Here is a 13,117-nt window from a genome sequence, read left to right as displayed (position 1 = left end):
CGAGCGATGTTCCGCCGTACGTTCTGGTTCACCACAGGTGTCGCCGCCGGTGTGTGGGCCACCGCCAAGGTCAACCGCAAGCTGAAGCAGCTGACCCCCGAGAGTCTGGCCGCCACCGCGGCGGACAAGGCACTCGTGACAGGACGGCGCGTCAAGGACCGCGCGGTGGGCTTCGCGCTCGACGTGCGGGACAACATGGCCCAGCGGGAAGCCGAACTCGAAGACGCGCTCGGCATCCACGAGACCCCGGAACTCCCCGTCCCTCCTCGCTACGCCGCCATCGAGAACCGCAGCAACCCGAAGTACGCCGATCCGACGACGTACTCGTACAACCGGAATGAGGACCACTGATGGAGTCGGCCGAGATTCGTCGCCGCTGGTTGAGCTTCTTCGAGGAGCGCGGTCACACCGTCGTCCCTTCGGCGTCGCTCATCGCGGACGACCCGACTCTGCTCCTCGTCCCGGCCGGCATGGTGCCGTTCAAGCCCTACTTCCTGGGTGAGGTCAAGCCGCCCTTCCCGCGCGCCACCAGCGTGCAGAAGTGCGTGCGCACGCCGGACATCGAAGAGGTCGGCAAGACCACCCGGCACGGCACGTTCTTCCAGATGTGCGGCAACTTCTCCTTCGGCGACTACTTCAAGGAAGGCGCCATCAAGCTCGCCTGGGAACTGCTCACCGCTCCCCAGGACAAGGGCGGTTACGGCCTGGAGCCGGCGAAGCTCTGGATCACCGTCTACAAGGACGACGACGAGGCCGAGCGCATCTGGCACGAGGTGGTCGGCGTGCCCAAGGAGCGCATCCAGCGCCTGGGCATGAAGGACAACTTCTGGTCCATGGGCGTACCGGGCCCGTGCGGCCCCTGCTCCGAGATCAACTACGACCGCGGCCCCGAGTTCGGCCCCGAGGGCGGCCCCGCCGTCAACGACGAGCGGTACGTGGAGATCTGGAACCTCGTCTTCATGCAGTACGAGCGCGGTGAGGGCACCGGCAAGGACAACTTCGAGATCCTCGGCGACCTGCCGAGCAAGAACATCGACACGGGCCTCGGCCTGGAGCGGCTCGCCATGATTCTGCAGGGCGTGCAGAACATGTACGAGATCGACACCTCCATGGCCGTGATCGACAAGGCCACCGAGCTGACCGGCGTGCGCTACGGCGACGCCCACGCCTCGGACGTGTCCCTGCGCGTGGTGACGGACCACATGCGCACCGCCACCATGCTCATCGGTGACGGCGTGACCCCCGGCAACGAGGGCCGCGGCTACGTCCTGCGCCGCATCATGCGCCGGGCCATCCGCAACATGCGCCTGCTCGGCGCCACCGGTCCGGTCGTGGCGGACCTCATCGACGTCGTCATCCGTGTGATGGGACAGCAGTACCCGGAGCTGGTCACCGACCGCGAGCGCATCGAGAAGGTCGCCCTCGCCGAGGAGAACGCCTTCCTCAAGACCCTGAAGTCCGGCACCAACATCCTCGACACCGCCGTCACCGAGACCAAGGCCACGGGTTCCACCGTCCTCGCCGGCGACAAGGCGTTCCTGCTCCACGACACCTGGGGCTTCCCGATCGACCTCACCCTGGAGATGGCCGCCGAGCAGGGCCTCACCGTGGACGAGGACGGCTTCCGCCGCCTGATGAAGGAGCAGCGGGAGCGCGCCAAGGCCGACGCGCAGGCCAAGAAGACCGGCCACGCCGACCTCGGCGCCTACCGGGCGATCGCCGACACCGCCGGCGAGACCGACTTCATCGGCTACGGCGACACCGAGGGCGAGTCCACGGTCGTCGGCATCCTGGTCGACGGCGTCCCCTCGCCCGCCGCCACCGAGGGCGACGAGGTCGAGATCGTCCTCGACCGCACCCCGTTCTACGCCGAGGGCGGGGGCCAGATCGGCGACACCGGCCGCATCAAAGCGGACTCCGGTGCCGTCATCGAGGTCCGCGACACCCAGAAGCCCGTCCCCGGTGTGTACGTCCACAAGGGCGTCGTGCAGGTCGGCGAGGTGACGCTCGGCGCCAAGACGCACGCCACGGTCGACGCCCGCCGCCGCAAGGCCATCGCCCGCGCCCACTCGGCCACCCACCTCACCCACCAGGCCCTGCGCGACGCCCTCGGCCCGACCGCCGCCCAGGCCGGTTCGGAGAACCAGCCCGGCCGCTTCCGCTTCGACTTCGGCTCGCCGTCAGCCGTTCCCACGGCCGTGATGACCGACGTCGAGCAGAAGATCAACGAGGTGCTCGCCCGCGACCTGGACGTCAACGCCGAGATCATGGGCATCGACGAGGCCAAGAAGCAGGGCGCCATCGCCGAGTTCGGCGAGAAGTACGGCGAGCGGGTCCGCGTGGTCACCATCGGCGACTTCTCCAAGGAGCTGTGCGGCGGCACGCACGTGCACAACACCGCCCAGCTGGGGCTCGTGAAACTGCTCGGCGAGTCGTCCATCGGCTCCGGTGTGCGCCGTATCGAGGCCCTGGTGGGCGTCGACGCCTACACCTTCCTCGCCCGCGAGCACACCGTCGTCAATCAGCTGACCGAACTGCTCAAGGGCCGCCCGGAGGACCTGCCCGAGAAGGTCTCCGGCATGCTCGGCAGGTTGAAGGACGCCGAGAAGGAGATCGAGAAGTTCCGCGCCGAGAAGGTGCTCCAGGCCGCCGCCGGGCTCGCCGAGTCCGCCAAGGACGTCCGCGGGACCGCCGTCGTCACCGGCCGGGTCCCGGACAACACCACCCCGGACGACCTGCGCAAGCTGGTTCTCGACGTGCGCGGACGCATCCAGGGCGGGCGGGCCGCCGTGGTCGCCCTGTTCACGGTGAACAACGGCAAGCCGCTCACGGTCATCGCCACCAACGAGGCCGCACGCGAGCGCGGCCTGAAGGCCGGCGACCTGGTCCGTACCGCCGCCAAGACCCTCGGCGGCGGTGGCGGCGGCAAGCCGGACGTCGCCCAGGGCGGCGGCCAGCACCCGGCCGCCATCGGTGACGCCGTGGACGCCGTCGAGCGCCTGGTCGGCGAGACCGCCAAGTAAGAAACGGTCAAGGAATCATGCGCAGAGGACGTCGGCTCGCGATCGACGTCGGGGACGCCCGTATCGGGGTCGCCTCGTGCGACCCCGACGGGATCCTCGCGACCCCGGTGGAGACCGTCCCCGGACGGGACGTTCCGGCGGCCCACCGCCGGCTCAGGCAGCTCGTCGAGGAGTACGAGCCGATCGAGGTCGTCGTCGGCCTGCCCCGTTCCCTCAAAGGGGGCGAGGGCCCGGCCGCGGTCAAGGTGCGCGGTTTCGCGCAGGAGCTGGCCAAGGGCATCGCACCGGTCGGCGTGCGTCTCGTCGACGAGCGGATGACGACCGTGACGGCAGGCCAGGGCCTGCGCGCGTCCGGGGTCACGGCCAGGAAGGGCCGCTCCGTCATCGACCAGGCGGCCGCCGTCATCATCCTCCAGCAGGCCCTGGAATCCGAACGGGTGTCAGGTAAGGCGCCCGGCGAGGGCGTCGAAGTGGTCATCTGATCGCGATACGGTAACGTTCCGCGCGATGCGGCGGTTTTCGAACAGCTGCCGCACATCAAGAGGCGGAACAGGAACCCGGTGGGCAGCCGTGGGACCGCCGCCTCGTGGCTCTAGGGGATCGATGACTGAGTATGGCCGGGGCCCGGGCTCCGAACCATGGCATCCCGAGGACCCGTTGTACGGGGACGGAGGATGGGGGGGACAGCAGGCCCAGGCGGGTCAGCAGTCCCCCTACGGCGGCGTGCCGCAGCACCATCCCCAGCAGCCGCAGTACGGAGACTGGGACCAGCAGCAGGGCGGGTACGGCCAGCAGCAGTACCCGTACTACGACGAGCACGGCCAGCAGCGCTACGCGCAGCCGGGCGACCAGCACGACCAGCACCACGACCCGCAGGGCTATGCGGGTCAGCAGCCGCCGTACCAGCGGCAGGGTCAGCAGCCGCCGTACCCGCAGCAGGGTCAGCAGCCGCCGTACCAGGGGCCGCCCCAGGGCCAGTACCAGCAGGGCGGCTGGGACGCCAGCGGCTCCCACGGGCACGTGCCGCACGCCGCGGACCCGGGCGACCCCTACGGCCAGCAGCCCGCGGCGTACGGAGCGGAGCAACCCGACCGCTACGGCACCCCCGACGCCTACCCGCCCCCGCAGCCGCCGGGGCGAAGACGGCCCGAGCCGGATCCCGAGACCGACTGGGACCCCGGCCCGGACCAGGGCGAGCACGCGTTCTTCACGGGCGACGACTCCGACGACGACGTCGACGACGACCCGAAGGGGCGCGGCGGACGCGGTGACCGACGGGGCAAGAACGCCAAGGGCGGCAAGGGAGCCAAGAAGCGGCGCAGCGGCTGCGCCTGCATGGTGGTCGTCCTGGTGTTCGGCGGCGGCCTCGGCGGGGTCGGATACTTCGGCCTGAAGTTCTACCAGAACCGTTTCGGTGCGGCCCCGGACTACACGGGCAACGGCACCAGCGAGACCGTGACCGTGGAAATCCCCAAGGGAGCGGGCGGCTACGAGATCGGGCGACGGCTCAAGGACTCCGGCGTCGTCAAGAGCGTCGACGCGTTCGTCTCCGCGCAGTCGCAGAACTCCCAGGGCGGCACGATCCAGGCCGGCGCCTATGTGCTGCACAAGGAGATGTCCGCCGCGAGCGCCGTGAAAATGATGCTCGACCCGAAGAGTCAGAGCAATGTGCTCGTCAAGCCGGGTGAGCGCAACGCTGAGGTGTACCAGGCGATCGACAAGCAACTCGGTCTTTCCTCCGGAACCACGAAGAAGACCGCGGACAAGGAATACAAGACCCTCGGGTTGCCGAGCTGGGCGCAGAACGGCAGCCAGATCCGGGACCCGCTGGAGGGCTTCCTCTACCCCGGCACCTATCCCGCCGCGAAGGGCATGAAGCCCGACACGGTCCTCAAGCAGATGATCGGCACGGCCAAGCAGAAGTACGCCGACTCCGGCCTCGAAGCCAAGGCCAAGGAATTCGGCCTGGACAACGCGTTCCAGCTCGTCACGGTCGCGAGCCTGATCCAGGCCGAGGGCAAGACGCACGACGACTTCCGCAAGATGGCGGAAGTGATCTACAACCGGCTCAAGCCCACGAACACCGAGACCAACGGGCTGCTGCAATTCGACTCGACGTACAACTATCTGAAGGGCACCAGCAACATCCACATCACCGAGTCCGAGGTGCACGGCAACAAGGACCCGTACAACACGTACACCAACAAGGGCCTGCCGCCCGGTCCGATCGGCAACCCGGGCGACGACGCCCTGAAGGCCGCGCTGAATCCGACCCACGACGGCTGGATCTACTTCGTGGCGACCGACGGAAAGAGCAACACGGAATTCGCCAAGACCTACGAGGAATTCCAGCAGCTCCGGGACAAGTTCAACGCCAATTCGATCGGCTGACACCGGACGCCCGCCGTGCTCGGCGGCGGGCGGTTCCGGTAGCGTTGCGGCCCGACGCGGGTCGAGGCGGCAAGGAACGGCGGAGCGGTGATGGAGAACGTCAAGCACAAGCGGGCCGCCGTGCTCGGTTCCCCCATCGCGCACTCGCTCTCGCCGGTGCTGCACCGGGCCGCGTACGCCGAACTCGGACTGAGTGGCTGGACGTACGACCGCATCGAGGTCGACGAGGCCGGGCTGCCCGGTTTCTTCGAGCAGGTCGGCCCCGAGTGGGCGGGGCTCTCGCTGACCATGCCGCTGAAGCGGGCGGTCATCCCGCTGCTCGACGAGGTCAGCGACACGGCCGCCGCGGTGGACGCGGTCAACACGGTCGTGTTCACCGAGGACGGCCGTCGCCTCGGCGACAACACCGACATCCCGGGCATCGTGGCGGCCCTGCGCGAGCACGGAATCGAACAGGTCGGCTCCGCCGCCGTCCTCGGTGCCGGCGCCACCGCCTCCTCCGCGCTCGCCGCCCTGGCCCGGATCTGCACCGGCGAGGTCGTCGCCTACGTCCGCAGCGCGGCCCGCGCCGCGGAGATGCGGCAGTGGGGCCGCCGGCTCGACGTCGAGGTCCGTACGGCGGACTGGGCGGACGCGGCCGAGGCGCTGCACGCCTCCCTGGTCATCGCCACCACCCCCGCGGGCACCACCGACGCCCTCGCCGCGGCCGTACCGGAACGGCCCGCCACCCTCTTCGACGTGCTCTACGACCCCTGGCCGACCGACCTCGCGGCCCGCTGGTCCATGGCCGGCGGGGCCGTGGTCAGCGGCCTGGACCTCCTCGTCCACCAGGCGGTGCTCCAGGTCGAGCAGATGACCGGCCGCACGCCCGCCCCGCTGGACGCCATGCGCCGGGCCGGCGAGAAGGCCCTGGCCGACCGCTGAGCGTCCCCGCGCGTCCCGCCTGCTGGACCGGCGGCCGGGGCCGGACCGCGGACGTGGGAGGATCGGGAGTGACGAACCGGGCCGCGCAACCGGGCGGCGCCGTCGCCGTACGCGAAGACCCGCGTACGCAGGGCAGGACCAGGGCGCGATCTTCAGAGGAGCACCGTTGAGCAGGCTGCGTTGGCTTACCGCGGGGGAGTCCCATGGTCCCGCACTCGTCGCGACGCTGGAGGGGCTTCCCGCTGGTGTGCCGGTCACCACGGGGATGGTGGCGGATCATCTGGCGCGGCGGCGGCTGGGGTATGGCCGGGGTGCGCGGATGAAGTTCGAGCGGGACGAGGTGACGTTTCTGGGTGGGGTGCGGCACGGGCTGACGTTGGGTTCGCCGGTCGCGGTGATGGTGGGGAACACGGAGTGGCCGAAGTGGGAGCAGGTGATGTCGGCCGATCCTGTCGATCCTGAGGTGTTGGCGGGGTTGGCGCGTAATGAGCCGTTGACGCGGCCGCGGCCGGGTCATGCGGATCTGGCGGGGATGCAGAAGTACGGTTTCGGTGAGGCGCGTCCGGTGCTGGAGCGGGCGTCGGCGCGGGAGACGGCGGCGCGGGTGGCGCTGGGTGCGGTGGCCCGGTCGTACCTGAAGGAGACCGCCGGCATCGAGGTCGTCTCGCATGTGGTGGAGCTGGCGTCGGTGAAGGCGCCGTACGGTGTCTACCCCACGCCGGCCGATGTGGAGCGGCTGGACGCTGATCCGGTGCGCTGTCTGGACGCGGATGCGTCGAAGGCGATGGTCGCGGAGATCGACCAGGCGCACAGGGACGGGGACACGCTGGGTGGTGTGGTGGAGGTGCTGGCGTACGGGGTGCCGGTGGGGCTGGGGTCGCATGTGCACTGGGACCGGAAGCTGGACGCTCGGCTGGCTGCGGCGTTGATGGGGATCCAGGCGATCAAGGGTGTGGAGCTCGGTGACGGGTTCGGTCTGGCGCGGGTGCCGGGTTCGAGGGCGCATGACGAGATCGTGGCGACGGGGGAGGGGATCCGGCGGGCGTCGGGTCGTTCGGGTGGTACGGAGGGTGGGTTGTCGACGGGTGAGCTGCTGCGGGTTCGGGCGGCGATGAAGCCGATCGCGACGGTGCCGCGGGCGTTGCGTACGGTCGATGTGGTGACGGGTGAGGTGGCGCGGGCGCATCATCAGCGTTCTGATGTGTGTGCGGTGCCGGCGGCCGGGATCGTCGCGGAGGCGATGGTGGCGTTGGTGCTGGCGGACGCGGTCGCGGAGAAGTTCGGTGGGGACAGTGTGCCCGAGACCCGTCGTAATGTGCGGTCGTACCTCGATGCTCTGGTGATCCGGTGAGTGTCGTGCCGGTGATTGTTCTCGTGGGTCCGATGGGTGTGGGCAAGTCCACGGTCGGGGGGCTGCTGGCCGAACGGCTGAAGGTCGCCTATCGGGACACGGACGAGGACATCGTGGCGGGGGAGCGGCGGACCATCGCGGAGATCTTCGTCGACGAGGGCGAGGCCGCTTTCCGCGCGATGGAGAAGCGTGCGGTACGCACCGCGCTCGCCGGGCACGGGGGCGTACTCGCGTTGGGTGGTGGCGCGGTCCTTGACGGGGAGACCCGGGCACTGTTGTCGGGGCACCGCGTGGTCTATCTGTCGATGGACGTGGAGGAGGCGGTGCGGCGTACGGGTCTGAACGTGGCCCGGCCGCTGCTGGCGGTCAATCCGCGTCGGCAGTGGCGGGAGTTGATGGAGGCACGGCGGCACCTGTACGAGGAGGTTGCCGTCGCGGTGGTGGCGACGGACGGTCGCACACCCGAAGAAGTCACCCAAGCGGTCCTGGACGCACTGGAGTTGAAGGAAGCATGAGTGAGACGCTGACGCGGATCCAGGTCGGTGGCACGGCGGGCAGCGAGCCCTACGAGGTCCTGGTCGGCCGCCGTCTTCTGGGCGAACTGCCCGGACTGCTGGGGCGGCGGGCCGACCGGGTTGCGGTGATCCATCCCGAGGCGCTGGACCAGACCGGCGAGGCGGTCCGCGCCGACCTGGCCGAACAGGGCTACGAGACGGTCGCCATCCAGGTGCCGAACGCCGAGGAGGCCAAGACCGCCGAGGTCGCCGCCTACTGCTGGAAGGCGCTCGGCCAGTCCGGCTTCACCCGGACCGACGCCATCGTCGGCGTGGGCGGCGGCGCGACCACGGACCTGGCCGGGTTCGTGGCCGCGACCTGGCTGCGCGGAGTGCGCTGGGTCGCCGTCCCGACGACGGTGCTGGGCATGGTGGACGCGGCCGTCGGCGGCAAGACCGGCCTCAACACGGCCGAGGGCAAGAACCTGGTCGGCGCCTTCCACCCGCCCGTCGGCGTCCTGTGCGACCTCGCCGCGCTGGAGTCGCTCCCGGTCAACGACTACGTCTCCGGCCTCGCCGAGGTCATCAAGGCCGGCTTCATCGCCGACCCGGTGATCCTGGACCTCATCGAGTCCGACCCCGAAGGCGCGCGCACACCGGCGGGCCCGCACACCGCGGAACTCATCGAGCGGTCGATCCGGGTGAAGGCCGAGGTGGTCTCCGCCGACCTGAAGGAGTCGGGCCTGCGGGAGATCCTGAACTACGGTCACACCCTCGGCCACGCCATCGAACAGAACGAACGCTACAAGTGGCGGCATGGCGCCGCCGTCTCGGTCGGTATGCACTTCGCCGCTGAACTCGGCCGTCTGGCGGGCCGGTTGGACGACGCGACGGCCGACCGCCATCGCACGGTGCTGGAGTCGGTGGGGCTGCCGCTGCACTACCGCCACGACCAGTGGCCCCGGCTGCTGGAGACGATGAGGGTCGACAAGAAGTCCCGCGGGGACCTGCTGCGCTTCATCGTCCTGGACGGGCTCGCCAAACCGACCGTCCTGGAGGGCCCGGACCCGGCCGTGCTGCTCGCCGCCTACGGCGAAGTGGGCCAGTAGGTCCGCCAGCGCGGCATCCGTCCGATTCGCCTGGCGGGCCGGGCACTTCGGACCGTCCCCGGCCGTTTCACCAAACGACGGCCGGGGACGGTACCGTTCGGTAGCGAGCGGGGCTCGCACTCCGCTGTCGGCGCCGAAGGCCAGCGGCGGACGAGCCCGAGAAGAACGAGACGGAGTGGCACCGGATGCAGCACGCAGTGGGTTCTCCGCTGCCGCCGCCCCACCAGCCGGGGCAGGGACCGACCGCCGGAGGGCCGTCGGCCGCGAACGGACCGGGAGCCCACCAGGGTCCCGCACCCATGCCCCCGCCGCCACCGGCGCCCGGCTTCCCCGGAGCCGGAACCCCCACCGGCCCGGTGCCGCCCGCACCCCCGCAGCACACCCCCGCCCCGTTCGTGCCGGACGGCACCGGCCAGGTACCGCTGCCGCCCGGCGGGCCCGTCGCCATGCCCATCCCGTCGCACGCCGCCACCGCCGCGCCCGACCCGACCACCACTACCCTGGCCGTGCTGCTGATCGGCCCGGCGGGCGCGGGCAAGACGAGCGTCGCCAAGTACTGGGCGGACCACCGCCGGGTCCCCACCGCGCACATCAGCCTCGACGACGTACGCGAATGGGTCCGCTCCGGCTTCGCCGACCCCCAGACCGGCTGGAACGAGCACTCCGAGGCGCAGTACCGCCTGGCCCGCCGCACCTGCGGCTTCGCCGCCCGGAACTTCCTGGCCAACGGCATCTCCTGCATCCTCGACGACGCCGTGTTCCCGGACCGCCCGGTGGTGGGCCTGGGCGGCTGGAAACGCCACGTCGGCCCCGGGCTGCTCCCGGTCGTCCTGCTGCCCGGCCTCGACATCGTCCTGGAGCGCAACGCCGAGCGCCGCGGCAACCGCCGACTGACCGACGAGGAGGTCGCCCGCATCCACGGCCGCATGGCCGGGTGGTACGGCTCCGGCCTGCCGATCATCGACAATTCCCATCTGGACGTGCCGGGCACGGCCCGCGTCCTGAACGACGTCCTGACCAGGGCGATAGCGAGCCCCCCGAACTGGTGACCGCGGACGGGCCACCGCCGCCCGCGCGCCGCGGCCCGCACCGACGACCAGCACCTGCCGGGTCCACCGGGTCCACCGGATCCACCGGACCCCCTGCACTCACCGGACCCACCGGACCCGACGGGAAGACCAGGACGCCCGGCATCCCGTGCGGCCGACCTCCGCCCGGTCGTCCGTACCTGGTCCCGTCCGGTCCCTCCCGGCCTCGTCCGGCCCCATCTGGTCCCGTCAAGTCATTCGCACCTCGTGCGGCCGGGTTCCGCCCGGTCGGCCGTACCCCGTACGGCCCGTATCCGTCCGACCGCCCGCACCCCGTCCGCCCCGGTCCCCGCACCCCCGACCGTGCCCCGTCGGTCCCTCGAACGGCACCTCCCCGACCGGCACAATCCGGCCACCGCTTCTACGCTCGACTCATGTCAGAGGTGTACGCGACCCGCCGATCCCGGCTGAGGGAGTGCTGCAACGCGACCGGCACCGCGGCGGCGCTCGTCTCCCGCCCCGCCAACGTGCGCTACCTGGCGGGTGCCGCACCCCAGGACGCGGTCATGCTCCTCGGCAGCAGCGAGGACCTGCTGGTGTGCGCCTTCCCGCCCGACGACCGCCCCACCGAGGGACGGCCGGACGAGAACCTGCGTGTGCACGTCCTGCCCGCGTCCGGCGGCGACCCCGCCGTGGCCGCCGCCCGCCTCGCCGACGGCCAGGGCGCCGACGCCCTCGCGGTCGAGGAACACCACCTCACCATGGCCCGCTACCGAGCCGTCGACGCCGTCGCCCCCCGGCTGCGGCTCGCCGACCTCGGCGCCGCCGTCGAACAGCTGCGGGTCGTCAAGGACGAGGAGGAGATCTCCTGCCTGCGAATCGGCGCGGAGATCGCCGACCAGGCCCTCGGTGAACTGCTGGAGTCCATCCTGGTGGGCCGCACCGAGCGGCACCTCGCCCTGGAACTGGAGCGGCGCCTGGTCGACCACGGCGCGGACGGCCCCGCGTTCCCGACCTCCGTCGCCACCGGACCGCACTCCGGCCACCGCGGGCACCGCCCGACCGACCGCCGGGTCGAGGAGGGCGACTTCCTCTCCGTCTGCCTGGGCGCCGCCTACCGCGGCTACCGCTGCGAGATCGGCCGCACCTTCGTCATCGGCACGTCCCCCGCCGACTGGCAGATCGAGCTGTACGACCTGGTCTTCGCCGCCCAGCGGGCCGGCCGGGAGGCCCTCGTGCCCGGCGTGGCGTTCCGCGACGTGGACCGCGCGGCCCGCCAGGTGCTCGATTCGGCGGGCTACGGCGAGAGCCTGCAGCCCCTCACCGGGCACGGCGTCGGACTCGAAATCGACGAGGACCCTCAGTTGGCCCCCGCTGTCATGGGTAAACTGGACGCTTGCGTGCCGGTCACCGTCGAACCAGGAGTCCACCTCCCGGGACGGGGCGGTGTCCGGATCGATGACACGCTCGTCGTACGCCCCGAGGCGGACGGCGGACCCGAGCTACTCACCATCACGACCAAGGAGCTGCTCGCGCTGTAGCGACCGCAGGGAAGTGCAGGCACGTCCCCGGCGCCGCTCGGTTCGTGCCCCCGGGGTCGTCCACGTCAGTCCAGGAGATTCCGCAACCGTGGCTTCCACGAACGACCTCAAGAACGGCCTGGTGCTCAAGCTCGACGGCGGCCAGCTGTGGTCCGTCGTCGAGTTCCAGCACGTCAAGCCCGGCAAGGGCCCCGCCTTCGTGCGCACCAAGCTCAAGAACGTGCTCTCCGGCAAGGTCGTCGACAAGACCTTCAACGCCGGTGTCAAGGTCGAGACGGCCACTGTCGACAAGCGCGACATGCAGTTCTCGTACATGGACGGCGACTACTTCGTCTTCATGGACATGGAGACCTACGACCAGCTGCACATCGACCGCAAGGCCGTCGGTGACGCCGCCAACTTCCTCATCGAGGGCTTCGAGGCGACCGTCGCGCAGCACGAGGGCGAGGTGCTCTTCGTCGAGCTGTCGGCCGCGGTCGAGCTGACCGTCGCCGAGACCGAGCCGGGTGTCCAGGGCGACCGCTCCACGGGCGGCACCAAGCCCGCCACCCTGGAGACCGGCCACCAGATCCAGGTTCCGCTGTTCATCACCACCGGCGAGAAGATCAAGGTCGACACCCGCACGAGCGACTACCTCGGCCGGGTGAACAGCTAACCGTGGCTGCCCGCAACACGGCCCGCAAGCGTGCCTTCCAGATCCTCTTCGAGGCGGACCAGCGCGGTGCCGATGTCCTGACGGTCCTCGCGGACTGGATCCGGCTCTCGCGGGCCGACACCCGGCAGCCGCCGGTGAGCGAGTACACGATGCTGCTGGTCGAGGGCTATGCGGAGCACGCACGGCGGATCGACGAGCTGATCGCCCAGTACTCGGTGGGCTGGACGCTCGACCGGATGCCGGTCGTGGACCGCAACATCCTGCGGCTGGGGGCGCACGAGCTGATCTGGGCCGACGAGACCCCGGACGCCGTCGTCCTCGACGAGATGGTGCAGCTGGCGAAGGAGTTCTCCACGGACGAGTCGCCCGCGTTCGTCAACGGCCTGCTCGGCCGGCTGAAGGAGCTGAAACCGTCGCTGCGCCGTGAATAGCTCCGCCGGCGCTGTAGGGCGCGGGGAAGCCGTGGGAAGGCGGCAGAGGGGCGTCTGCGGGCCGTCAGCGGCCCTTCGTGACGTCCCCCGCCTGCCCACAGCTCCTCCGCGCCCCTGAGAAGGCCGCACGGCAGGAAAAAACCGCCGGGGTGGCCGGAACCGTGAAGTTC

The 13,117-nt window shown here is 70.7% G+C and carries 12 protein-coding genes; all 12 read left to right on the top strand.

What is annotated here, in order from left to right:
- Nucleotides 1-6 precede the first annotated feature (6 nt).
- The 12 genes from ACFC09_RS08565 to nusB all read left to right on the top strand — a co-directional run bounded on the left by ACFC09_RS08565 (nt 7) and on the right by nusB (nt 12,947).
- Complete coding sequence (locus ACFC09_RS08565) at nt 7-351, top strand: hypothetical protein (RefSeq protein ID WP_376525069.1); 345 nt, start codon at nt 7-9, stop codon at nt 349-351.
- On the top strand, nt 351-3,023 hold the full coding sequence (gene alaS / locus ACFC09_RS08560) for an alanine--tRNA ligase (RefSeq protein ID WP_376525068.1): 2,673 nt from the start codon (nt 351-353) through the stop codon (nt 3,021-3,023). Before ACFC09_RS08565 ends, alaS begins: the two co-directional genes overlap by 1 nt.
- Before the next feature lie 17 nt (nt 3,024-3,040).
- Complete coding sequence (gene ruvX / locus ACFC09_RS08555; protein WP_376525066.1) at nt 3,041-3,505, top strand: Holliday junction resolvase RuvX; 465 nt, start codon at nt 3,041-3,043, stop codon at nt 3,503-3,505.
- A 121-nt stretch (nt 3,506-3,626) separates the two neighbouring features.
- The gene (mltG, locus tag ACFC09_RS08550; protein WP_376525065.1) at nt 3,627-5,414 is read left to right on the top strand and encodes an endolytic transglycosylase MltG; all 1,788 of its coding nucleotides are present in this window, start codon (nt 3,627-3,629) and stop codon (nt 5,412-5,414) included.
- A 90-nt stretch (nt 5,415-5,504) separates the two neighbouring features.
- A complete protein-coding gene (locus ACFC09_RS08545) occupies nt 5,505-6,338 on the top strand; it encodes a shikimate dehydrogenase (RefSeq protein ID WP_376525063.1) in 834 nt (277 codons plus the stop codon).
- A gap of 166 nt (nt 6,339-6,504) precedes the next feature.
- Nucleotides 6,505-7,689 carry a chorismate synthase gene (aroC, locus tag ACFC09_RS08540; RefSeq protein ID WP_376525062.1) on the top strand — a complete coding sequence of 395 codons (1,185 nt, stop codon included), beginning with the start codon at nt 6,505-6,507 and terminating at the stop codon, nt 7,687-7,689.
- A 32-nt stretch (nt 7,690-7,721) separates the two neighbouring features.
- The gene (locus tag ACFC09_RS08535) at nt 7,722-8,204 is read left to right on the top strand and encodes a shikimate kinase (protein ID WP_376525060.1); all 483 of its coding nucleotides are present in this window, start codon (nt 7,722-7,724) and stop codon (nt 8,202-8,204) included.
- Nucleotides 8,201-9,292 carry a 3-dehydroquinate synthase gene (aroB, locus tag ACFC09_RS08530; protein ID WP_376525059.1) on the top strand — a complete coding sequence of 364 codons (1,092 nt, stop codon included), beginning with the start codon at nt 8,201-8,203 and terminating at the stop codon, nt 9,290-9,292. The genes ACFC09_RS08535 and aroB overlap by 4 nt, the downstream gene beginning before the upstream one ends.
- Nucleotides 9,293-9,477: 185 nt before the next feature.
- Nucleotides 9,478-10,341: a Pro-rich N-terminal domain-containing protein gene (locus tag ACFC09_RS08525; protein WP_376525057.1), complete on the top strand. Its 864-nt coding sequence runs from the start codon at nt 9,478-9,480 to the stop codon at nt 10,339-10,341.
- Nucleotides 10,342-10,754: 413 nt separating this feature from the next.
- Nucleotides 10,755-11,861 carry an aminopeptidase P family protein gene (locus ACFC09_RS08520; protein ID WP_376525055.1) on the top strand — a complete coding sequence of 369 codons (1,107 nt, stop codon included), beginning with the start codon at nt 10,755-10,757 and terminating at the stop codon, nt 11,859-11,861.
- A gap of 88 nt (nt 11,862-11,949) precedes the next feature.
- Nucleotides 11,950-12,516: an elongation factor P gene (efp, locus tag ACFC09_RS08515; RefSeq protein ID WP_376525052.1), complete on the top strand. Its 567-nt coding sequence runs from the start codon at nt 11,950-11,952 to the stop codon at nt 12,514-12,516.
- 2 nt (nt 12,517-12,518) lie between these two features.
- Nucleotides 12,519-12,947, top strand: a complete 429-nt coding sequence (gene nusB / locus ACFC09_RS08510; protein ID WP_376525050.1) for a transcription antitermination factor NusB — start codon at nt 12,519-12,521, stop codon at nt 12,945-12,947.
- Nucleotides 12,948-13,117: the final 170 nt, after the last annotated feature.

The organism is Streptomyces sp. NPDC056161 (assembly GCF_042268025.1).
In the GTDB taxonomy this organism is placed as follows: Bacteria; Actinomycetota; Actinomycetes; order Streptomycetales; family Streptomycetaceae; genus Streptomyces.
The sequence above is the reverse complement of the archived record's forward strand: the minus strand, read 5'-3'. Positions and strand labels throughout refer to the sequence as shown.